Origin of the sequence: Kordiimonas sp., from assembly GCF_965216265.1 — a bacterium.
Lineage (GTDB): Bacteria > Pseudomonadota > Alphaproteobacteria > Sphingomonadales > Kordiimonadaceae > Kordiimonas.
Map to the genome: position 1 here is coordinate 1,186,263 of NZ_OZ244153.1, position 21,047 is coordinate 1,207,309.

The following is a 21,047-nucleotide window of genomic DNA, read 5'->3' on the forward strand; positions in this document are numbered from 1 at the left end:
TTCTTTCAATTACAGAAATAGAAAATTTTATCATTTGGGTTTTGTTAACAAGTGTCCTGAAATGATACATTCCGATTCGCGCTGCAGGCTGAGACAGCACCTATCATGCGTATCGGGGGATATCAGGCATGAAACAAGAACGCGTATTGATTGTAGAAGACGAGTTGACACAGGTGATGCTGCTGGAGGGGGTGATCAAGCGGGCGGGCTTTGTGGCTGAACACGCCATGGACGGCGCGGACGCCATCAAGCGGCTGAATGACGCCGGCGCATCACCTATAGACGTTGTGCTGCTTGACCTGATGATGCCAGGAATGAGCGGCATTGAGGTGCTCAACGCCATTCGCCCAAAACACCCCACCCTGCCTGTTGTGATGCTCACGGCACATTCCTCCATCACCACGGTGGTGGATGCCATGCGCGCGGGCGCCAACGACTTTATCGTCAAACCCGCCAGCGCTGAACGTATCCGCACCGCTATAGAGGCCGCACTGAAGACCAATGGTTTTGTCGGCGAGATCGCGCCGGTCAGCGGGCAGATGACCGGCCAGATGCAAGGGCATGGTTTTGATAACCTTGTCGGCACCAGCGTGGGCATGCAGCGGGCGGTCAAGCTGGCAAAAAAGGCAGCCAGCTCCAGCATTCCGGTGCTGATTGAGGGCGAGAGCGGTGTGGGTAAGGAAGTTTTCGCCCGCGCGATCCATGAGGCCAGCGAGCGATCCGGCACCGCATTTGTTGCGGTCAACTGCGGTGCTATCCCGGAAAATCTGGTGGAAAGCATTCTTTTTGGCCATGAAAAAGGCGCTTTCACGGGCGCCACGGAAAAGCGCATCGGTAAATTTCAGGAAGCCAATGGCGGCACGCTGTTTCTGGATGAAGTGGGGGAACTGCCCCTTGATGTGCAGGTCAAACTGCTGCGCGCCATTCAGGAAAAAGAGATCGACCCGGTTGGCGGCAAACAAAGCGTGCGGGTTGATATAAGGATCATTTCGGCAACGAACCGAAATTTGGCCGACCTGTCGGCCAGCGGTGCGTTCCGGGAAGACCTTTATTACCGGCTGAATGTTTTCCCCATCCTGATACCACCGCTTCGGGACAGGAACAGCGACATCCCGGCGCTGGCGGAACATTTCCTCGCCCAGATATCCGCGCTTGAGGAAGTGCCGCGCCGCCGCATCACGCGTGACGTGCTTGATCTGCTCTCAGGCTATAGCTGGCCCGGCAACATCCGCCAGCTGCAGAACGCGCTTTTCCGCGCTGTGATCCTGTCGGAGGAAGATACGCTCCGGCAAAGCGATTTCCCGCACCTGATGGGCCAACCGCTAACCATCCAGCCCAGCCCTCACCAGACATTACCAGCAGCGGCCGCACCTGTCGAAATTATGCCACAAGGTGGTGCTCTTCTGATATTGCATGGACAGGACGGCCACATCCGGCCCCTCGCAGAACTGGAAGCGGATATCATTCGGCAAACGCTGCTCAAATATGATGGACGCATGGCCGAAGTGGCGCGCCGTCTGGGTATCGGAAGGTCAACACTATACCGCAAGGTAGCAGAATACGGCTTAAACACTTGAGCCTTTGGGAGCATGAAGAGTGATCGGTGTATTTGATTCCGGCTCCGGCGGTTTGACCATCCTTGAAGCGCTGCACCGGCGCATGCCAGAGCAGGATTTCCTCTATCTTGGCGATCACGCCAACGCACCTTACGGCCACCGGTCTAACGAACGTATCGTTGAGCTGACCCGAGAGGGTGTGGAAACCCTGTTCAAAGCCGGGTGCAGCCTAGTCATTTTAGCCTGCAACACGGCAGCCGCCGTTGCCCTTCGCACGCTTCAGCAAAAATGGTTGCCGCGCGCCTATCCCGGCCGCCGCATCCTTGGTGTGCTGGTGCCTATGGTGGAGGCCATCACGGGCGTGCCGTGGTCACAGGAGCACCCTGGGGAAAGCGCGGCAAAACCGACAGGTAAAACCATCCTGCTGTTCGCTACGCAGAAAACTGTCAACAGCGGTGCTTATCTGGAAGAAGTGGCCAAACGCGCGCCCAATATCCGGCTCGTGCAGAAAGCCTGCCCTGGTCTGGTGGATGCCATTGAGGGGGCCGCTGGTGCCCGCCCCCTGAAGGGCCTGATTGAAGGCTATGTGCAGGAAGCGCTTGAGGATGCCGGCAGCAAACCCGATGCCGCCCTTCTGGGCTGTACGCACTTCCCCCTTGCCCGCCCCTATTTTGAAAGCGCATTACCAATGGGCATGGAACTTCTTTCACAGCCCAATGTTGTTGCAACGTCACTGGAAGGTTACCTGAAACGGCACCCGGAATTTGCGCACAAGGGCACAGGCAGGGTCAGGCTTCTTACCACCGGCAAACCCGGTGACGTGAACCTGAGCGACAGTTACCTGCCGCCACACCTGTGCGAATTTGAAGGCCCACCCGCTAAGGCCGTGTAGACCGAAACAGCCTAAGCCTCCAGCGCCTGCTGCCGCACATCATCAAGGAACAGTGTGGTCACATTGCGCATCTGGTCTGTTGCCTGCTGAATGGTTTTTGACGCCACCGCCATCTGGCTTGACGCATCCCGCGTTTGCCGCGCCCCATCCGCCGCCCCTGCTACGTGACGGCTTACGTCCTGTGTGCCGGTTGCTGCTTCCTGTACGTTACGGGCGATCTCGTCCGTCGCAGCGCGCTGTTCTTCTACCGCTGATGCAACACCAGAGGCCATCTCCGCGATCTGCTGGATACCCCTGCGGATCGCTTTCATCGCATCATTGGCCCTGTTGGACTGCGCTTGCACTGCGCCTATCTGTTCGCTGATCTGCTCGGTCGCTTTGCCCGTCTGGTTCGCAAGGCTTTTGACCTCGCTGGCCACAACGGCAAAACCTTTACCCGCTTCGCCAGCACGGGCTGCCTCGATTGTGGCATTAAGCGCCAGCAGGTTGGTTTGCTCCGCAATGTCATTGATCAGCTTGACTATCTCACCAATCGCACCGGAGGACTGGGCAAGCTCGGTCATGATCTGCTCAGACTGACCCGCAGCGGACGCCGTTTCCTGTGATTGCCGTGAGGACATGTCCATCTGACGCGCGATCTCAGCCACAGATTGCCCAAGTTCCTCTGTAGCCGCCGCGACGGTCTGCACGTTGGAGCTGGATTCTTCCGCCGACGCAGCCGCCGCCGAAGTCTGATCGCCGGTTTTGTCCGCCGTCTGCACAAGCAGGTCAGAGATATTCATCAGGTTATTCAGCTCTGCCGCAACCTGCGCCATGGTGTCCTGCACCTTGCTATCAAACTCCGTGATCAGAGCGGTAATCAATGCTGTTTTCCGCTCGCGAGCTTCCACCTCTTCCTGCTGGCGCCTGAGCTCTGCTTCCTGTGCTTCCTGTTCCAAACGCAAGCGCTCGCGCTCGGCTTCTTCCTCACGTAGTCGAGCGGCTTCAGCTTCTTTCCTCAATCGGGTGCGCTCAATCGCATTTTCCTTGAAAGTATTCACCGCGCCCGCCATGTGGCCGATCTCGTCCTTGAAGTTCATGCACGGCACATCAACCGTGTCGTCACCATCCGCCAGTGTCAGCATCGTGGTGGTCATGCGCCGGATAGGGACCGCAATCTGACGCGCGAAAAACAGCCCTGCAATCACCGCCACAACAACAATCAAAACGTTGGAAGCAACAGTGATGGTGTTCACGCCGCTGATGGCTGCACCAGCCGCCTCATGGGCATGAGCAGCCATCTCCTGCTCAATTTCATCCACTGCGGCTTCAAGTTCACGAATTTCATCAAATATATGGCCCGGCGCACCTGAGGCCTCAATGGCCCGGGCCTCATTCACTGTCAGGTAATGTGACATCAGCTTGACCTGACGTTCAGCGTACTGGCCACGCCATGCTTCCGCTTTTTCAATAATCTGGTTAACAGGTGCCGCCAGTTCCGGCCGCCGGTCTGCGTAATCCAGCAGGTCTTTGGCGACCCGCTCGAACTTTTCTTCCGCCTCATTGTATTGCACAAGAACGGAACGGTCGCTCGCAACCAACAGATAAAGAATGGCCTGTCGTTGCCGGTCAAGGCTGCTGATCAACTCACTATAAGAGCTGCGGAAGTTCTGCACATCAGACGCCCCATCAAGCGTTGCCGACAGCCGCTTCATGTTTGCGAATGTGATGATGGACGATACCAACATGATGGCGATGAGAACGCCAAAGGCGGTGATGACCTTGCCAGGGATGGAAAGCTTCCTGATGATATCCAACATTACTGGCCTCCCGCTGGTGTGTTTCTGCTACGGCGTGCCAGCTCCGTGAGGTTGATCTCTACAGTGACGGCACCTATGGGCTGGCCCCTGTCTGATTGCAGGGTCATATTCGCCTGCGCACGCCATGTGCCGGATGCTTCATGAAGCTCCGCCTCATCGATAAAAATGGCACCTGCGCCCACATCAAACGTCTTCTGGAACTTGGCTTCATCACCCTGCCAGAAGTCAGACGTAATGGCACTTTGGCCCGCGTTCAGCCCCTGTGCATCGATGACAAAAATTTCGGTAAACAGTCCGGCAGACGCGGCCTGCACCTGGGTAAGATACGTTGAAAGCGGGTTATTGAGCGTTGCGGCGATCAGGGGTTGGTTGTCTGCCTCGCGCTCGGCACGCCACTGGCTATCAAGGCTGTTGATATTCGCCTGACTCAAGTTGGCGTACCGACGATTTTGTGCTTCCAGCGTCATGAACACCACTGGCACAAGAAGCCAGCTCCGTACCTCACCCAAAGTCTCGTCATCAATCAGCGACGTTGAGGGTTGCTGCGCACCGGACATGGGCGCAAAAGACAACATCACCAGCAACACCGCTGCCTGCACAGTGTATCGTACCATGGAAGTACCTTTCCCTGGCGCCTGATCAAGCATTTGGACCCGGCGCTCACGTGGAGGGCAGACGCGTCACCTTCCTTCAACGGAAGCCAACCAAAAACCGACAAAACATAGCTAAATATAGCTAAATATAGCTCTGGCCGGATCATGGCAGACCGACTGCAGAAGGGTGGAAAATCAGAACATAGCGGGACGCGACAGCCCCCGACCTTAATCTTTGCGGGGCGGAAGACCCCACGTCTGAATATTGGCACGGGACAAACTAATATACGGTTAACGATAGAAGCGCCAAAGGGGTGTGGCGGGATCCGGCCACGGATGGGCGGCACCACAGCACATCTTGCCTGGCGCGGGGCGAGCAGATAGGCTACCTAGAGATCGCTGTTGCAGAAGTGCTGCAAAGCATAAAGCCATCAATAGCTTAGGCACCCGCTGGAGGCTGACCCCTATATGAGTTCTCTCGCTGTCTTCCCAAAAAACGCGGCAAAAGCCCAGCGCCTGCATCAATTCCTGCAGCCACGCGCCTCAAGCTATCAGGAGCTTGATGTGCCGGGCTTTCCCGAACTCACGCTTGTTTTATGGGCGGCGGACAGAGCGAGCACGACGTTTTTCCTCCCACTTGACGACAATGACTTTATCGCTGTCACAGGCACGTTGTTCGTTGCCGATAAAACCGGGCCAGAGGCCGCCCGCGCACTTCATGAAAGCTTTGACGCAGCCAGTTTTGACTGGACGGATTGCACCGGCCAATTTGTGGCGGTCATCGGCAAAGCGGGCGAGCTGCATATGGTGAATGACGGTCTTGGAAGCTGGAAGCTTTATAGTGACACAGACGGCTCGTTTGCCTCCGCCGGGTTTCTTGAGGCTTCGCTCCTCAAAGACAGCCTGAGCTTTAATGCACAGGGCGTCTATGAGTATGCCTTCACCGGCTTTGTGCTGGGCGAAGCCACTTTTGTGAATGAGATCACAGCCGTGATGCCTCATCATCTTCTGGCGTGGCAAGGCGGTGCCTTTAAAACAATAGAGAAACCAACACCCATAAAAGCCATCCAGCGAAACAATGCGAGCTTTGATGACATGCTGGAGCTTCAGCTCACGGCTCTCCGGGCTCGTTTCTCAAAATTCGCGACCCTGCCACCGGACGCCGTGACCTCTTCGGTCTCGGGCGGTTTCGATTCTCGCCTGATGATCGCGCTTCTTAAAGAAGCCGGGTTAAGACCCAACCTCTTTGTATATGGCGCGGATGACGACGAGGATGTCCCGCCGTCAAAAGCATTGGCAGATTATTTTGGCCTGCCACTCAACCATGTTGACCGCGGCACCTTTACCCCGCCCGAACACCTGCCCACGGTTGAAGATGTGCTCTATTATTTTGACGGCTGGAAAGATGACGGGCTTGCTGATTTTGAGCATGACATCACTGACCGCAAGAACCGGGCTGCGAGTGCGTCCTATATGGCCAACGGTAAATGTGGTGAAATTTACCGGCATTATTATTACCAGCATGTCGGTAAGCGCGGTATCAACCTTAACGCCTTTGTACGCGGCACTTTTGGCAGACACGTGCCGCAAATGGTAACCGCGCGCTTTGATCGCCACAGCTTTGAAGCCAATGTGACGTGTGCGTTCCGGGCCTTGACCGGTTTTGACGGCACGCGCCTGAGCCAGGAAGATCTCGACTATCTGTATCCTAAGGTACGCATCTGTCACGATGCCGGGCGTGACATTACCGTCAACCACCGTTTCTCGCACGCGCTCTACCCATTTGCGGAAGCAGAGCTGAGCGGGCCTGCGCTCGCCCTCAACTATGAGGAACGGCTATACGGCAAGCTTGAAGCTCATGTTATCGCGGCGATTGACCCGGAGCTGATCAACATCCCAAGCGCGTATGGTTATGATCTTTTGAAGGGGCCGGGCCTTGCCTATCGGCTCAAGATGGCGGCATCTTACCACCGGCCCACATGGCTACGTACCGTGGTACCTGCGCTCAAGACCATGCTCAGCCCGGCCAGTGCAATCGATATGGCCTCCCTGCCGGAAGCCACCCTTATCACGGATAAAACCATGCCTGCCATGCAGCGCTATTTCAATCTGGACAGGGTATGCGACAGACGCACAGCTTCGCGCATTTATGCACTGGAAGTGCTCGCGCAATACGTCGGTATCACGACAAACAATTAGGGCGCCAGAAAGCGCCCTCTCAACAGAATATCTGCTGGTGTTATTCGCCGACCGCTTCCGGCGTTCCCGCTTCAGGCAGTTGTCCGCCTTCAATGGCGTGCAGGTACACATCCAGAAGGCTTTCCTGTTCCTGCCGCTCGGCCTGGTCCATCTTGCGCACCGCAATTACCTTGCGCATGATTTTGGTATCGAAGCCGACAGCCTTGGCGCCTGCGTAAACTTCCTTGATATCTTCGGCGATGCCTTTTTTCTCTTCTTCAAGGCGCTCGATCCGCTCAACAAAAGAACGAAGCTGTTCACCAGCCACACCACCAGCCTGTACTTGTACCATCTAAAAACTCCCTGACTTCACGTCGTCTTGGTTGCGCTGCGCCTCTGAGCTCCACCTTGGGGTATCGCCGGGCTGCATATAAATCACTTGGTCGGCGCGCACTCTAGCGATGCACGTGCGCCAGTTCAATTGCATAATCGCCAGACCCCCGTTAGCAAGGGAAAACGAAGGGCGTCCTCCGCATGGAAAACGCCCCGTTCTGCAATAAATCTGAAGATGGTCTCGTCAGAACTGCGCCCTTACTCCCATATAGAAGGAACGACCAACAATGTCATAGTGTGCCGGGTTGGTAACCTGAGGGGAGATGAAGTCCAGCGGCGCAACAGGCGGGCTGTTATCAAAGAGGTTATTGATACCTGCGTATAGCTCCAGCTCGTCCCGCAACTTATAACGGCCCGAGACATCCACATACACTTCCGCACCGATATTGTTGTCTTCATCCGAGAGCTGCTCGGGACCCCAAAGCACGTTATACTTGCCTGCGCCCACATACCGAACGTTGGTGAAAACACCGTACTTTTCGGTCTGGTAAGCAACATTGCCCCGCATCTTCCATTTTGGTAGCCCAAAGATATTGGCAGACCCAACGTCACCTGCGTAGTTCTCCTCGGTCGCACCATCGGGTGCAATATTCTTCTCATACACATAGCTGCCGAGAAGCTTGAAGTTCAGATCAGCGCCATTTGCGAGCGGCAAACCGTACTGCACTTCAAAATCAACCCCACGAACCTCATAGGTGCCAAGGTTCAGGAGTTTGTTGGTGACCGATGCGATGGTGTTATCAGGTTCAAATGAGATCAAGTCACAGAACTCACTATCGCCCCCATGGCAGCCCTCAACAATCGCGCGGCTGGAAATTGACTGGATCGCGTCGCTGATGCCGATGTCATACCAGTCCACCGACAGGCGCGCACCTTCCAGCCAGTTTGGTGAATACACCAACCCAAGCGTTTTTGTAAGCGCCCGCTCTTCCTGAAGGTCTGTATTGCCAGTGTTCAGGATTTTGGTGAAGTCCACGTTTCCGGTGAAGGGGTTTTCAATGTTTTCAAACAGCAGCAGCGTTTTCAAAAACACCTCACCAATACTGGGCGCCCGAATATCTCGCGAGATTGTGCCCCGCAAACGAAGCTCCTCGAAAGGATCGAAGGTCAGCCCTGCTTTCCAGGTCAGCACCGTGCCGCTTGTGCTATAGTCCGTGTACCTGAGCGCACCATTGAAACTGAGCGATTGTCCTGCATCAGTATTCAGGAGTGGCATAAGAACTTCGCCAAAAGCCTCTTTCACATCATAGCTACCCTCAAGAGGCTGTGCGTTGGTGATCAGGAACTGCGCCTGTTCTGAAAGGTCATCCACTTCACGCTTCAGAGACTCTTTCCGGTATTCAACACCAAAGGCGGTTGAAACAGGCCCGGCCCACCCTTCAAACACATCACCATTTACCGTGGCCGCCACGACATCCTGTCGCAGCCGGGTATCCGAGATACTGGTGCCGGTTACATAATCGATCGCCGCCTGGCTTGGTGAACCCGAGCCAAAGAGGTTGATCGGCACACAGTTCGAGTTTTGGCCGCTGAGAACTGACGCACACACAGGCGCACCGGTTGCGGGATCGGTCACCACATCTGCTGCTAACTGAAGGTTGGCGGGAATTAGATTATTCGTCTGCTGGTTAGAGAAATCTACCCGACCGTATTGGTAATATACATCCCACGTCCAGTCGTTTGAGAACGCTCCTTCGAAACCGGTCACCAGACGGAAGTTCTGGGTTTTGCTCACGGATGTGATAGCACCGAACTCTGCATTGGTGCGGTACAGGCTTAAGGTGTCAACACCCGATGCATCCATGCTGTCCTGCACGCCGGTGGGCAAGTATGGGTTACCGGAGCGAATGGTCTGCCCAAAAATAAACGAATCGATCAAAGCGCCTTCAGAAGCAGACTGACCGGCACTACCCTCAAAATAGAAGTCGATGCCGTCGGTGAGTTCATAATTAAAAGCCGCGAGGATATTCTTCCGCTCCAGCGGGATAGACAGCGCGGTGGCATCACCATGATAGGTGCCGCTGCCTCCTGTCATAAACACACCGCCAATAACATCACCAAGCTCACGCTGGACAGCGGTACCGTCTGGCAGAAACTCCAGATTCCCAAGCGCACTACCATCAGGAAGGGTTACACCGTTGGGTGAGGCGAGAAACAGCTTCACGTCCGGCGCAAACATGCTGGCCGGGATTCCGTCATTCGGACCAGTGTCATCCGGGTTTGCGATAATACCCCAATGTTCCGCCGACCACGCCCGCGCACGAGAATCGGGAATACCGCTATTGTCGTTATAGTCTGCCGCAATGAGCACATGACCACGCCCATCTGCCACGTCGGCCCCAAATGCCATCGATACACGATAATTCTCGTTATCGCCTTCGTCAGAAATACCATATTGGGCCTCTACCTTCAGGCCTTCCAACTGGTTGTCATAGACGATATCCACAACACCGGAGATTGCGTCAGATCCCCAAGCGGCAGAAGCGCCACCGGTTACCACTTCAATTCGGCTGACCGCAAGTGTGGGAACAATATTGATGTCAACAACACCAAATTCGTCGGTTGGAACATGACGGCGCCCATTCACCAGAACGAGATTCCGGTTTCCGCCAAGCCCACGCAGGTCCAGCACATTGGTTGCGCTACCGCGTGAGTTCAATACCGTGGCAGTGGGTGTAACCGTACCGGAGAACCCCGGCAATTCGTTCACTATATCTGCGACATTTGTTACGCCACGAGACTGCATATCTTCGCTACCCAGCACGGTAACTGGCGTTGGCGCTTCAAAGCCCGATTTTTTAATACGCGACGAACTGACAACTATTTCTTCAAATTCAGAAACTTCAGCCTCAGATGCACTCTCTTGCGCCACTGTGGGCAGTGTGTTCATAAGAGCCAGGCATGAAACAGCGCCTAAAATCGCGCTTCCCCTTCGATGGTACTTCACCATTATTTCCTCCGATTTCCATATAATTGTAGCGTTAGAAATGTCCCTTTCTCAGCTTTAACATTATTTTTGGCTGAATTAATATAATTTTATAACTGCTATATATGTTTTTTTAGCTGTATTAATTTGCGATAGTAGAAAAAAAAGCATTCAAAATGATTTTTGGCTTTGCGTTGCTGTCTGTTGCTTTAGAGGTTGGAAAGGAGGCCTGTTGGGCGACAACGCAATAACAAGGGGGAGCCACATGGCTATCATGGGGCCTGAGGCAGTTAAAAACACAGGGCACCAATCCGATGCTGAGGTTGCCTATGAACAAGTGATGGATGCAATCGTCACGCAGCAACTGGCGCCTAGCCAGAAAGTTTCAGAAAATATATTTACGGAAATGTTTGGCATCAGCCGCGCCGTTGCCAGAAATCTTATTGAACGGCTGATAGCGCGGCACTTTCTGGTTTCAGTTTCGCCCAGGATAACGGTCGTAGCACCTCTCACACTTCTGGAGATCAAGCAAAGCTTCACGCTGAGGAAAATACTACTTCCTGAGATATTCGCTCTCGCGGCGCCCAAGGTTGACTATGTCGTCCTTCACGCCCTCGCCGAACGCGTCCACGATATGTTGCCTCCAAAGGATGATGCTACGGCACTGCAGGTACTTAAACTGAATAAAGAGCTCAATGAAATGCTTTGTGAGCAATCAGGATACCCGCAAATGCTGGATTGGGCCCGCCAACTCGAGCTTACCGCAATGCGCATCTACTGGCTCTATATCAAGGTCACTGGCTCATTTTTCTATTCAAGAGAACAAACTGAAATGAGCATCAATGTGCTGCAAAGCGAAGACCCTGCCCGGATCAAACGGGTGATGTATGACCTTCTTAGCCAAACGGAAGAGCGCATCCTGAATACGGTGTTCTCACACAAGCAGTTTAATACGCAGGACCTGATCATTTAACGTCAGTGCGAACGCTATTCTACGCCGCTGCGGCACCTGGTGAACCGCCACCGAAATACGGGATCAATGAAAAACAATCATCACGCTTGCGCTGGAGAGTTTAGCTGCGCGCAAGTTTGTTTTTTGCCACGCTGATTTCCATACGCCGCAACTGCTCATCTGTCGCAGGCAACTGGTGCTTCTCTTTATATTCGTCATACGGCATGCCATAGATGCGCTCACGTGCTTCATCTTTGCTTATCTCAACACCCGCTTCTTCAGCCGCTTCCTTATACCATTCAGACAGGCAATTGCGGCAAAACCCGCCATAGCCCATCAGGTCGATATTCTGCACGTCGCTGCGTTCACGGAAATGCTGAACAAGACGACGGAACACCGCGGCCTCTAACTTCTCGTCTGTCGTGTCGGTCATTATAATCTCCTATTGATAGTGACGAATGCTCGCCACATCCTCACGGCTCATGCATTCATCCAGAATATCCGCCAGAAGCGCGGCCCATTCTGTTGTCATCGCGTCTGTGGCAAGCAAGTCCTGCCGCACCTCGATCGTGGTTTGCGGCAAGCCGTGGTCTGCGCCGTGACGCTGCATGGTATAGTATAGATCCCGGCCTGAATATGGCAGGTTATCACCAACCGTCAGGTCGGTCTCTCGTTCCAGCATGCCGATCATGGCCTGCGCTAGCCGTGGGTCCTTGTTCCAGAGGAAGCCCGCCTGCCATGGGCGCGGCTGGCCGGCCATCTCCGGCGTAAAACTGTGCATACCCACCACAAGCGGTACTTTGCCAGCCTTCAGGTGGCTTTCAACCAGCGCGCTACAGGCCTCATGAAACGGGGTGTAATAGGCTGCCCTTCTCGCTTCAACCGCACGGGCACCTAGGTCCTGGTTCGCCGGGATGCTGATACCATCGCTTATTGGCGGCACCAGCGTTTTATGGTCCGGTTCCCGGTTGCAGTCGATAAGCAAGCGCGATACGGGCGCCAGCACACCTGCCACACCCATCATACTGCATATCTTGCGGGTCACATCCGCCGCACCAATATCCCATGCGATATGCTTCTCAAGGTGGGCTTCTTCAAGCCCGAGATTGGCGAAATCTGCGGGGATGAAATTGGTTGCATGGTCACACAGCACAATCACGCCGCCGCATGCGTCCGCATTGAGGATTTCTGGTTTCAGGATTTGGCTCTGGACAGCGGAATCATTCATAGGGTACACCGGGCACGCACGTGAAGCTTTGGTTTCAAAGCGAAAAATGCTGGACGTGACGCGAGCGATCACGCAGCATGTGCCCTGAAACCTAATGATCTGACCAACCAAGTCAACATTTCATCGTGCTCGCTCCATACTGCTCAGGGAGGCAATATTGACGTCCGAAATACTATCCGCGGGGCGCCGTCGTAAAACCCGTATCGTCGCGACCCTGGGGCCCGCGAGCTCCAGCTATGAACGCATCAAGGATCTGTTCATTGCCGGCGTGGATGTTTTCCGCCTCAACATGAGCCATGGCGAACACAAAGATAAAGAAGCGCTGGTACATACCATTCGCGCGATTGAACGCGAGTGTGGCCGCCCCATCGCTATTCTGGCTGACCTTCAGGGCCCGAAGCTGCGCATCGGCTTGTTTGAGGACGGCAAGACGGAGCTGACACAGGGGCAGGCCTTCAAGCTCGACCTCCTTGACCAGCCGGGCGACAACCAGCGTGTGTACCTGCCGCACAAGGAAATTTTCGACGCCCTTGAAGTTGGCACCCATATCCTGCTGGATGACGGCAAGATCCGCCTTGAAGTTGAAACGGTAGAAGCCAACAAAGCCAACTGCCGCGTGATTGTGGGTGGCGTGCTCTCGGACCGCAAGGGGGTGAACGTACCAAACGCAGTGCTGCCGCTCGCGGCCCTCACACCAAAGGACCGTAAAGACCTCTCGTTCGCGCTTCAGTGCGGGGTGGACTGGATCGCCCTTTCTTTTGTGCAGCGTGGCGCAGATGTGGCGGAAGCCAAAAAGCTTGTTGGCAAAAAAGCCGCCGTGATGGCGAAGATCGAAAAACCAGCCGCTGTGCTCGCGCTTGATGAGATTATCGAACTGGCGGACGGCGTGATGGTCGCGCGCGGCGACCTTGGTGTTGAAGAACCGGTCGAGAATGTGCCCGGCATCCAGAAGCAAATCGTGCGGGCTGCACGGCAAGCGGGCAAACCGGTTGTTGTGGCAACGCAAATGCTCGAATCGATGATCAAATCCCCCGTGCCAACTCGCGCGGAGGTATCTGACGTGGCAACAGCGGTGCTGGACGGTGCAGACGCCGTGATGCTCTCAGCCGAATCAGCTGTGGGTGATTATCCAATCGAGGCTGTGCAGGTGATGGACCGTGTGGCCATCCGCGTTGAGCATGAGCCCAACTACCGTATGGCGGGCAGCGATGACCGCACCAACCCGAACTCCACCACGGAAGACGCCATTACGGCTGCTGCGCGCCAGGTAGCACGCACCGTGGGCGCCAAAGCCATCGTAACCTTCACCACCTCAGGCGCCACGGCGCTCAGGGCTGCCCGTGAGCGCCCTGAGGCTGAAATCCTGACACTGACACCGCGCCTTGCCGTTGCGCGCCGCCTTGCCATTGTATGGGGCATGCGTACGGTTAAAACCAAAGACGTGGGCAGTTTTGAAGAGATGGTTGGCAAAGCCAAACGCATGGCGCTGAGAACAGGGGTTGTGAAAGCGGGTGACCGTATCGTGGTGACCGCAGGCGTGCCCTTCGGCACACCCGGCGCCACTAACGTGCTGCACATTGCGTGGATCAGCGGTAGCGAGCTGAGCTGATAGGCCTCACACCTTCTCGTGCCTAGTCCATAGCAAAGAAAGAAATCTGGGTGCAATCAGGCTAAATAAACGTTGATCAATGAAGGAGGCGAGTGATGAAGTTTGAGCGACTTGCTATAGCCTTTTTAGTCGCACTAGCACTCGGAATATGGGCCGCCGCAGAATTCTCCGAGTCCTCAGTCTCCTCGCATCAGAAATCTATACCAAGCTCATCACCGCCGGGCATTGCAGAAGTAGTTTTTGAAGCGACGGATGGCGAAGTGACCAAATTGCAAGTGCCTCTGAAGGCTCAAGCAATTCGCAGGTGGTCGGATGATAAAGTGAACTTTCTTCAATCTGACCTCTCATCTCAAGCCACATTACATGTCTGTCTAGAAAGTTTCGAAGAAGTCGGTGACGTCGATGATGCATGTATCAACGGCGTGAGGAACCCTGACCACCCTCCTGACCTGATAATTCGTATATTCGCCAACAATATTGATGGATATGTGCATTTCACAAAGGTTCGAAATATTTTGCCGCCGGACGTACCTCGCAATTTTGATACGATCTGCGGGCTAATGAAGCTTGGCGTTGCGAACGATTACAAGGGAAAAACAGTAGGCAGGGTTTTCCGTAGGCAACCGGATGGTTCTACTAAGGAGAGCTGGTCACAGTTTCACTACTATATTCCCGAAGACGAGGATAACTGGCCGGAATTCCATATGTGGTGCACCAATCGGAAGAATACTTTGATGCCACAAGGAATTTGCGTGGCCACCAGCCAAATATCTCGTCATGTCTACATAGATTATCAATTCAAAACGGAGCTTTTAGAGCATTGGCAACGGGTAGACCAGTTCGCCAAAGAGATAGTTTATCGGGTTCCCGTTAGCTAGTGTCCAAGTGTTGCTGCTGCTCTTTCAGCAAGCAGGCACGCCTGCTATAAATGACGAATTTATAAGGCTTGGCACATGGGCCTGCATTCCATCAAAGATGAACAAGGGACAGCCTAGAAAATACAAAGCGCCTCAACCGGCGCAAAAGGGGTTTTAACGCGGCAATACCATTCATTCCACAATACTAGTAGAGGAAACCTTTGGCGCGCAGATCAGCCGCTAGCTTGTCTGCGTCTGTGAAGTGATGCCCGATCATGCCCATATGCTCGGCTGCCTGAACATTCTCGAGCCGGTCATCGATATAAACTGTGCTCTCAGGGTCGAGCGTAAACCGGTCAATCGCAAGCTGGAAGATGCGCGGATCGGGTTTAACAAGGCCTTCAGCGCCAGACACCACCACGCCGCCAAACAGGTCCGTGAAGGCATATTCACGGCAAAACAGCGGCCATTTCTCTGCCGAGAAGTTGGTGAGCCCATAACACGGCGTGCCCTGTTCGCTCAACCGCTCCAGCACATCTACTGTGCCGGTGAATACCGGGCCGATGGTGTCATTCCAGCGCTCATCAAACGCCTGGATCAGGTCTTCATATTCAGGGAATTTGGCAGACAGGATACGCACACCCTCAGCAAAGGGACGCCCGCGGTCATGTTCGGTGTGCCACTCAAGGGTCACCACTTCTGACAAGAATCGCTCAAGCTCCGCCTGATCGTGAATCAGTTGTGAGTACAGCAAACGCGGGTCCCACTCGACAAACACATTGCCGATGTCAAATAGTACCGATTTGCCAGAATTCGTCATGCTTCCCCCATACGACTAAGCCGCGCAACCCTACTAGAGAGTGCGCGGCTAAATCAATAACCTTGAGGCTATGCTGACGAGCCTGAGCTCTAAGCTTAGCTTGAGGCTTAACCTTGGCGTGCTTTAAAGCGACGCTGCGTCTTGTTGATCACGTAGATCCGGCCTTTGCGGCGAATCACGCGGCAATCGCGGTGACGGCTTTTCAAAGACTTCAAGCTGTTACGAATTTTCATGGCTCGTCTCACTACAAACCGGCTCAAAAATACTTTATCCCCTGCCACGCCAGCCGGCGCCATGGCACACAGGGTGGGAACGACGAATCCGTCATTCCTCGAATCCATTGGCGGCGGAACATACTGACGAGGCACGGACCTGTCAATAGCAAGAGGCGGTTTTTACTGTGTTTTTACACTGCCCGAGTTTCGCACAAAAAATAGAGGCGTCCCCCATGCCCGGTGGGACGCCTCAAATTTCCCCCGCTAGATAGTGGGGGTAGTCCGCTCACGCCTGTGCGTCAGTAAGGTGATATTACCAAAACGGGACTGTCTTGTCATGGGAATAAAGCGTCATAAAGGCTGACCCATCTCAGGAAAGCCCCATTTTCCGCCAATTGGCATTGACCACAGGGTGGCCACACTGTAGGCAAACATTTCACGAAAAGGCACCACATACGCACGAGGAGCGAAAAGGTCATGCTTATCACCAGCCAGTTCGATAGCGGCAATATCGAAGTGATCAAAGGCGACGATCCGTCAGATATTCGCCTGAACATTCGTAAAGACAGCAACTCGGATTTTTACCAGTGGTTTCATTTCCGCCTCTCTGGTGTTGCAGACACGCCCTGCAAGCTGACGATCGAGAACGCTGGCGGTGCCGCCTATGTGCCCGGCTGGGAAAATTATAAAGTCTGTGCATCCTACGACCGCGAGAACTGGTTCCGGATCGACACCAGCTTTGATGGCCAGAACCTCTCATGGGGTGTGGAGCCAGAGCAGGACAGCCTCTATTTCGCGTATTTCGCGCCCTACTCCATGGATCGTCATGCAGACCTGATCGCCGACGTTTCCGGCTCACCTCTTGTGCGTACCAGCGTGCTGGGTCATACCCTTGACGGGCAGGACATGGACCTTGTGGAGGTTGGCTTCGGGCCTGAGGGCCGCAAGAAAATCTGGATGGCGGCACGCCAGCACCCCGGCGAGACCATGGCAGAATGGTGGATGGAAGGCGCGCTCGACTATCTGCTGGATGAAGACAACCCGGTTGCCCGCGCCCTTTTTGAAAAGGCGCATTTCTATATTGTACCGAACATGAACCCGGACGGATCACGCCGCGGCAACCTGCGCACCAATGCGGCAGGCGCAAACCTGAACCGCGAGTGGAACTGCGCCACGTTGGAGCGCAGCCCAGAGGTTTATCTGGTGCGGGAGAAAATGCACGAGACAGGCGTGGACTTCCACCTGGATGTGCATGGTGATGAGAATCTGCCGTATAACTTTATCGCAGGCTTTGAAGGCATTCCGTCGCTCACGGAAAAACAGAGCAAACTTCTGGCTATGTATCAGGACCTTCTGTGCGTGAACTCACCTGATTTCCAGCAAGAGCATGGCTATGACACGGACGAGCCCGGCACGGCCAACCTCTCCATGTGCACAAACTATATGGCGGAGACCTTCGGTTGCCTCGCGATGACGCTTGAAATGCCGTTCAAGGATAACGACGACCTGCCTGATCTCGAATATGGCTGGTCGCCCGAGCGTTGCCGCCACCTTGGCCGCGCGTGCATTGACACACTCGCCCAGATGATCGATGAGCTCTAGCTATACAAAAACAGTGTAACTGCTATAGTTTTTCTGCCGATTGACGCTGAACCATGTGCGGAGCATAGGGGGCCGGTTCAGTTTTTTGGAGAAAATCTATCATGACTACACTGTCTGGACACTTCCTTCGGGCGGCGGTGATCTATGCCGTGCTCGGTATGGCGATGGGCATCCATATGGCGTCTTCTCACGACCATAGCCAGATGCCCACGCACGCCCACCTTATATTGTTAGGGTGGGTATCCATGGCGCTCTATGGTGTATTTTATCGCGGGCTTGGTGATGTTGCGGTCAGCAAGCTGATGCTGGCGCACAAATGGCTCTCGCACATCGGCCTTATTGGCATGGTGGTGGCGCTGTACGCGATGTTTTCCGGAGTTGCCGCCATTGAACCGCTTGCGGGCATCTCGTCGCTTGTTGTTTTGCTGGCGATGATCCTGTTCGGGGTAATCGTCTTTAAAAACACCGAAGGATGATGAGTAACTGCATGAGGCACTGCCTCATGCAGTATCGCCGGTATCAGTCGCCTTCAAAGCTGCACAGGCTCACCACCCGTTCGCAGCGGGTCTTGAGTTTTGTGCTGCCTCCAAGATCCGGCAGGTCCACGACAAAGGCGCAGCCCACCACGTCACCACCCTGCCGGTCGATCAGCGCCAGCGCGGCGTCTACGGTGCCACCCGTTGCGATAAGGTCATCAACCACCAGAATGCGGTCGCCCGGCGCCAATGCGTCAAGGTGCATCTCAAGCGTTGCCTCACCATATTCAAGGGAATAGCTTTCCGCGATGGTTTGCTCAGGCAGCTTGCCCTCCTTCCGGATGGGGATAAAGCCTGCCCCCAGACGGTGTGCGATGGCACCGCCCAGCACAAAACCACGCGCTTCAATAGCGGCAACTTTCTGAATTTTATCATTCTTGAAAGCTGCGACAATGGCATCTACCGCATGCCGGAACGACGCCGGGTTTCCCAGAAGCGTCGTGACATCCCGAAACTGAATTCCTTCTTTCGGGAAATCAGGAACCGTGCGGATATAGGACTTCAAGTCCTTCATATATAACCTCTTGCCAGATTGGACTAGGAGGGCAGATTACGCTCACCAAGCGCCTTGAACAAGAAAAGAGAGAGTACGGCACATAAGATATGCACCGCACCCGATTAGGCTGGAAGGAACACCTTGGTGTCCTTACGCATCAACAGGAGTTTCAGAGAGACGCCTCAGGAAAATGCCGCCGGGTACGATTAGCGATCACTACCAACGACAGCATCACCGGAACCTCAACCAGCACCCCAACCACTGTCGCAAGCGCCGCGCCTGAGTTCAGGCCGAAAAGGCCAATTGCCACGGCCACAGCCAGCTCGAAAAAATTGGATGTCCCAATCAAAGCCGCAGGGGCTGCTGTGCTGAACGGCACCCGCCATATATAAGCCCAGCCGTAGGCGATGACAAAAATACCGTATGTCTGGATCAGCAAAGGAACGGCAATCAACGCAATCACGAGCGGGCGGTCAAGGATCGTCTGGGCCTGAAACCCGAACAGGACAACAACAGTTGCCAGAAGACCCAAGATGGAAAAGGGCTTAATTGTGCCTGTAAACGCATCAATACGGGCCTGCGTGCTACCGCCTTCCAGCCGCTTGCGCGTGATATAGCCAGCCAACAGGGGAAGAACCACATACAAGAGGACAGAGAAAAACAGAGTCTGCCACGGCACAATGATATCCGTGACCCCCAGCAGCAGGGCGCATAGAGGCGCAAAGGCAACCACCATGATCAGGTCGTTGATCGAAACCTGCACCAGCGTGTAATTGGCGTCGCCGCGCACCAGTTGGCTCCAGACAAAGACCATTGCCGTGCAAGGCGCTACACCCAGCAAGATCATGCCTGCTATATATTCATTTGCCGTTTCAGGCGCGACAAGGCCCGCAAATATATAGTCAAAAAACAAGACGCCCAGAGCAGCCATGGAAAAAGGCTTTATCAGCCAGTTTACAACCAGCGTGATACACAGGCCTTTTGGCTTTTTCCCCACATCCTTGATAGACGCGAAATCCACATTCACCATCATTGGGTAAATCATGACCCAGATAAAGACTGCGACAACGAGGTTAACGCCCGCATATTCAAGCGCCGCGACCATCTGAAAAAAGCTCGGCGAAATAGCACCGAGACAAACACCTGCCGCAATGCACAAGCCCACCCAAACCGACAGGTAGCGTTCAAACAGACCCATGGCTGACGATGTATCCTTACTCATAACAATTCTTCCTCTATGTGCTTTTTCAGCATGTGCAAAGCTGTATCAAAGGCCGCCTTCACTTCGGCATCACTGCCTGTGGCCTTTGCAGGGTCCGGCGTGCTCCAGTGCAACTTTCTAGGAGCACCGGCAAAGATAGGGCAGGTTTCGCCCGCCGCCTGATCGCATACCGTAATAACATAGTCAAAATGGCGCCCCGCGAACTCGTCCCAGGATTTGCTCCGCGGGTCAGCGGTCGACAGGCCTGCCCGCTTGAGCGCCGCAAGCGTCCCAGGATGCACATAACCGGCCGGTGAACTCCCTGCGCTTACGGCTTTAAACCGCCCGGCCCCAAGGTGATTAACGAGGGCTTCACCCATGATCGACCTGCACGAGTTGCCTGTGCAAAGAATGAGAACATCATACATCTGATCATTCGACATAATAAATCCTTATTTCCAGAATTATGGATTCTTTTATACGTAAACAGAGATGACCGCAAGATGACAAGCCAGACATATGCCTTTAGAGTATTTTGAAATCTTCCAGATCAAGGCACGGCGATTTATGCTCATAGAAGACATCATGGTGTGGATAGAAGCTTTTGCTTCTGAACCGCTGCGCCTGACGCTGGCGCTGATGCTTCTATCGCTTTTTTTTGATACCGCCGCAGTGATTACTGCGGGGCTGATGGTGGGTATGGGCCTGCTCAGCGGTGTTACCACAACCGCCGCACTGGCAACGGCTATTTTAGCCGGGGACTGCGCCGTTTATCTTTTTGGCTATATGACACGGGAGCTGCCGTGGGCAGCGCGCTGGCTACCATCCAGCGGCATGGCCAAACTTGAGGCCTGGGTAACACCAAAACAGACTGAGGTGCTTTTGCTATCCCGCATCATTCCGGGGTCACGCAGCATTGTATATCTGGTGTTTGGTTATCTGCACCTTTCGCCCACGCGCTTCATCACGGTTGCGGGCTTGGGTGGCGTGGTCTGGTGCACTGTGATCATGGCGGTGGTTAGCCAGACCGGGCAACTGTTTGCGGAAAACGGGTGGATGGTAAGCGCGGGCGCAGGCATTCTGGCCGCTGGGCTTGTCCTTATTCCCGCCCGCATTATTGCCCGCAAAAGCGACCATGCCGATATATTAAAACAGGTGGACCGCTAGATCCACCTGAGAGCAGAGAACACCACA

General features: G+C 54.5%; 20 protein-coding genes. 9 read left to right on the forward strand and 11 right to left on the reverse strand.

Going from position 1 to position 21,047, the window contains the following annotated elements; genetic code table 11:
• The first annotated feature begins 128 nt into the window (after window positions 1–128).
• Window positions 129–1,577, forward strand: a complete 1,449-nt coding sequence (locus tag ACOOGA_RS05545) for a sigma-54-dependent transcriptional regulator (protein WP_420429883.1) — start codon at window positions 129–131, stop codon at window positions 1,575–1,577.
• Window positions 1,578–1,596: 19 nt separating this feature from the next.
• The gene (locus tag ACOOGA_RS05550; protein WP_417460664.1) at window positions 1,597–2,448 is read left to right on the forward strand and encodes a glutamate racemase; all 852 of its coding nucleotides are present in this window, start codon (window positions 1,597–1,599) and stop codon (window positions 2,446–2,448) included.
• A gap of 11 nt (window positions 2,449–2,459) precedes the next feature.
• Here the strand turns inward: ACOOGA_RS05550 and ACOOGA_RS05555 are convergent, their stop codons facing one another.
• Both ACOOGA_RS05555 and ACOOGA_RS05560 read right to left on the reverse strand, forming a co-directional pair.
• Window positions 2,460–4,247 carry a methyl-accepting chemotaxis protein gene (locus tag ACOOGA_RS05555; RefSeq protein WP_420429884.1) on the reverse strand — a complete coding sequence of 596 codons (1,788 nt, stop codon included), beginning with the start codon at window positions 4,245–4,247 and terminating at the stop codon, window positions 2,460–2,462.
• Window positions 4,247–4,861 carry a hypothetical protein gene (locus ACOOGA_RS05560; RefSeq protein ID WP_420429885.1) on the reverse strand — a complete coding sequence of 205 codons (615 nt, stop codon included), beginning with the start codon at window positions 4,859–4,861 and terminating at the stop codon, window positions 4,247–4,249. Before ACOOGA_RS05560 ends, ACOOGA_RS05555 begins: the two co-directional genes overlap by 1 nt.
• 447 nt (window positions 4,862–5,308) lie before the next feature.
• Between ACOOGA_RS05560 and ACOOGA_RS05565 the strand changes: the two genes are divergently transcribed.
• On the forward strand, window positions 5,309–7,039 hold the full coding sequence (locus ACOOGA_RS05565; protein ID WP_420429886.1) for a hypothetical protein: 1,731 nt from the start codon (window positions 5,309–5,311) through the stop codon (window positions 7,037–7,039).
• 40 nt (window positions 7,040–7,079) lie between these two features.
• Here the strand turns inward: ACOOGA_RS05565 and ACOOGA_RS05570 are convergent, their stop codons facing one another.
• Together ACOOGA_RS05570 and ACOOGA_RS05575 are read right to left on the reverse strand one after the other, a co-directional pair.
• Entirely contained in the window at window positions 7,080–7,370 is a 291-nt protein-coding gene (locus ACOOGA_RS05570) for a DUF2312 domain-containing protein (protein WP_420429887.1), read from the reverse strand.
• A 225-nt stretch (window positions 7,371–7,595) separates the two neighbouring features.
• Window positions 7,596–10,301, reverse strand: a complete 2,706-nt coding sequence (locus ACOOGA_RS05575; RefSeq protein WP_420429888.1) for a TonB-dependent receptor — start codon at window positions 10,299–10,301, stop codon at window positions 7,596–7,598.
• A gap of 301 nt (window positions 10,302–10,602) precedes the next feature.
• Between ACOOGA_RS05575 and ACOOGA_RS05580 the strand changes: the two genes are divergently transcribed.
• A complete protein-coding gene (locus tag ACOOGA_RS05580; protein WP_420429889.1) occupies window positions 10,603–11,310 on the forward strand; it encodes a GntR family transcriptional regulator in 708 nt (235 codons plus the stop codon).
• Window positions 11,311–11,410: 100 nt separating this feature from the next.
• Here the strand turns inward: ACOOGA_RS05580 and ACOOGA_RS05585 are convergent, their stop codons facing one another.
• Together ACOOGA_RS05585 and ACOOGA_RS05590 are read right to left on the reverse strand one after the other, a co-directional pair.
• Entirely contained in the window at window positions 11,411–11,722 is a 312-nt protein-coding gene (locus ACOOGA_RS05585; RefSeq protein WP_417462562.1) for a DUF1244 domain-containing protein, read from the reverse strand.
• Between the two features lie 9 nt (window positions 11,723–11,731).
• The gene (locus ACOOGA_RS05590) at window positions 11,732–12,517 is read right to left on the reverse strand and encodes an N-formylglutamate amidohydrolase (protein WP_420429890.1); all 786 of its coding nucleotides are present in this window, start codon (window positions 12,515–12,517) and stop codon (window positions 11,732–11,734) included.
• A gap of 157 nt (window positions 12,518–12,674) precedes the next feature.
• On the opposite strand from ACOOGA_RS05590, the gene pyk reads away from it, so the two are divergent.
• Both pyk and ACOOGA_RS05600 read left to right on the forward strand, forming a co-directional pair.
• Window positions 12,675–14,126: a pyruvate kinase gene (gene pyk / locus ACOOGA_RS05595; RefSeq protein ID WP_417462560.1), complete on the forward strand. Its 1,452-nt coding sequence runs from the start codon at window positions 12,675–12,677 to the stop codon at window positions 14,124–14,126.
• A 95-nt stretch (window positions 14,127–14,221) separates the two neighbouring features.
• Complete coding sequence (locus ACOOGA_RS05600) at window positions 14,222–15,004, forward strand: hypothetical protein (RefSeq protein WP_420429891.1); 783 nt, start codon at window positions 14,222–14,224, stop codon at window positions 15,002–15,004.
• Window positions 15,005–15,188: 184 nt separating this feature from the next.
• Here ACOOGA_RS05600 and ACOOGA_RS05605 read toward each other — a convergent pair whose 3' ends face one another.
• Entirely contained in the window at window positions 15,189–15,803 is a 615-nt protein-coding gene (locus ACOOGA_RS05605; protein WP_420429892.1) for an HAD family hydrolase, read from the reverse strand.
• Between the two features lie 107 nt (window positions 15,804–15,910).
• Window positions 15,911–16,036 carry a type B 50S ribosomal protein L36 gene (gene ykgO / locus ACOOGA_RS05610; RefSeq protein WP_020401326.1) on the reverse strand — a complete coding sequence of 42 codons (126 nt, stop codon included), beginning with the start codon at window positions 16,034–16,036 and terminating at the stop codon, window positions 15,911–15,913.
• A gap of 459 nt (window positions 16,037–16,495) precedes the next feature.
• Here ykgO and ACOOGA_RS05615 point away from each other — a divergent pair, with 459 nt between their 5' ends.
• A complete protein-coding gene (locus tag ACOOGA_RS05615; protein WP_420429893.1) occupies window positions 16,496–17,620 on the forward strand; it encodes a M14 family metallopeptidase in 1,125 nt (374 codons plus the stop codon).
• Between the two features lie 101 nt (window positions 17,621–17,721).
• Window positions 17,722–18,096, forward strand: a complete 375-nt coding sequence (locus tag ACOOGA_RS05620; protein WP_420429894.1) for a hypothetical protein — start codon at window positions 17,722–17,724, stop codon at window positions 18,094–18,096.
• A 43-nt stretch (window positions 18,097–18,139) separates the two neighbouring features.
• Here the strand turns inward: ACOOGA_RS05620 and ACOOGA_RS05625 are convergent, their stop codons facing one another.
• From ACOOGA_RS05625 to ACOOGA_RS05635, 3 genes are all read right to left on the reverse strand, one after another.
• Complete coding sequence (locus tag ACOOGA_RS05625) at window positions 18,140–18,670, reverse strand: adenine phosphoribosyltransferase (RefSeq protein WP_420429895.1); 531 nt, start codon at window positions 18,668–18,670, stop codon at window positions 18,140–18,142.
• 151 nt (window positions 18,671–18,821) lie between these two features.
• On the reverse strand, window positions 18,822–19,874 hold the full coding sequence (gene arsB, locus ACOOGA_RS05630; RefSeq protein WP_417462554.1) for an ACR3 family arsenite efflux transporter: 1,053 nt from the start codon (window positions 19,872–19,874) through the stop codon (window positions 18,822–18,824).
• A complete protein-coding gene (locus tag ACOOGA_RS05635) occupies window positions 19,871–20,296 on the reverse strand; it encodes an arsenate reductase ArsC (RefSeq protein WP_417462553.1) in 426 nt (141 codons plus the stop codon). The genes arsB and ACOOGA_RS05635 overlap by 4 nt, the downstream gene beginning before the upstream one ends.
• Before the next feature lie 76 nt (window positions 20,297–20,372).
• Here ACOOGA_RS05635 and ACOOGA_RS05640 point away from each other — a divergent pair, with 76 nt between their 5' ends.
• Window positions 20,373–21,020 carry a DedA family protein gene (locus ACOOGA_RS05640; protein WP_417462552.1) on the forward strand — a complete coding sequence of 216 codons (648 nt, stop codon included), beginning with the start codon at window positions 20,373–20,375 and terminating at the stop codon, window positions 21,018–21,020.
• Window positions 21,021–21,047 lie beyond the last annotated feature (27 nt).

What these genes read in the sequence shown, in the direction of transcription:
- ACOOGA_RS05640 (WP_417462552.1), top strand. Translation starts at nt 20,373, where the DNA reads ATGCCTTTAGAGTATTTTGAAATCTTCCAGATCAAGGCACGGCGATTT.
- ACOOGA_RS05605 (WP_420429892.1), bottom strand. Translation starts at nt 15,803, where the DNA reads ATGACGAATTCTGGCAAATCGGTACTATTTGACATCGGCAATGTGTTT.
- ACOOGA_RS05555 (WP_420429884.1), bottom strand. Translation starts at nt 4,247, where the DNA reads ATGTTGGATATCATCAGGAAGCTTTCCATCCCTGGCAAGGTCATCACC.
- ACOOGA_RS05560 (WP_420429885.1), bottom strand. Translation starts at nt 4,861, where the DNA reads ATGGTACGATACACTGTGCAGGCAGCGGTGTTGCTGGTGATGTTGTCT.
- ACOOGA_RS05600 (WP_420429891.1), top strand. Translation starts at nt 14,222, where the DNA reads ATGAAGTTTGAGCGACTTGCTATAGCCTTTTTAGTCGCACTAGCACTC.
- ACOOGA_RS05570 (WP_420429887.1), bottom strand. Translation starts at nt 7,370, where the DNA reads ATGGTACAAGTACAGGCTGGTGGTGTGGCTGGTGAACAGCTTCGTTCT.
- ACOOGA_RS05545 (WP_420429883.1), top strand. Translation starts at nt 129, where the DNA reads ATGAAACAAGAACGCGTATTGATTGTAGAAGACGAGTTGACACAGGTG.
- ACOOGA_RS05585 (WP_417462562.1), bottom strand. Translation starts at nt 11,722, where the DNA reads ATGACCGACACGACAGACGAGAAGTTAGAGGCCGCGGTGTTCCGTCGT.
- ACOOGA_RS05565 (WP_420429886.1), top strand. Translation starts at nt 5,309, where the DNA reads ATGAGTTCTCTCGCTGTCTTCCCAAAAAACGCGGCAAAAGCCCAGCGC.
- ACOOGA_RS05625 (WP_420429895.1), bottom strand. Translation starts at nt 18,670, where the DNA reads ATGAAGGACTTGAAGTCCTATATCCGCACGGTTCCTGATTTCCCGAAA.
- ACOOGA_RS05635 (WP_417462553.1), bottom strand. Translation starts at nt 20,296, where the DNA reads ATGTCGAATGATCAGATGTATGATGTTCTCATTCTTTGCACAGGCAAC.
- arsB (WP_417462554.1), bottom strand. Translation starts at nt 19,874, where the DNA reads ATGAGTAAGGATACATCGTCAGCCATGGGTCTGTTTGAACGCTACCTG.
- ACOOGA_RS05620 (WP_420429894.1), top strand. Translation starts at nt 17,722, where the DNA reads ATGACTACACTGTCTGGACACTTCCTTCGGGCGGCGGTGATCTATGCC.
- ACOOGA_RS05615 (WP_420429893.1), top strand. Translation starts at nt 16,496, where the DNA reads ATGCTTATCACCAGCCAGTTCGATAGCGGCAATATCGAAGTGATCAAA.
- ACOOGA_RS05580 (WP_420429889.1), top strand. Translation starts at nt 10,603, where the DNA reads ATGGCTATCATGGGGCCTGAGGCAGTTAAAAACACAGGGCACCAATCC.
- ykgO (WP_020401326.1), bottom strand. Translation starts at nt 16,036, where the DNA reads ATGAAAATTCGTAACAGCTTGAAGTCTTTGAAAAGCCGTCACCGCGAT.
- ACOOGA_RS05575 (WP_420429888.1), bottom strand. Translation starts at nt 10,301, where the DNA reads ATGAACACACTGCCCACAGTGGCGCAAGAGAGTGCATCTGAGGCTGAA.
- ACOOGA_RS05590 (WP_420429890.1), bottom strand. Translation starts at nt 12,517, where the DNA reads ATGAATGATTCCGCTGTCCAGAGCCAAATCCTGAAACCAGAAATCCTC.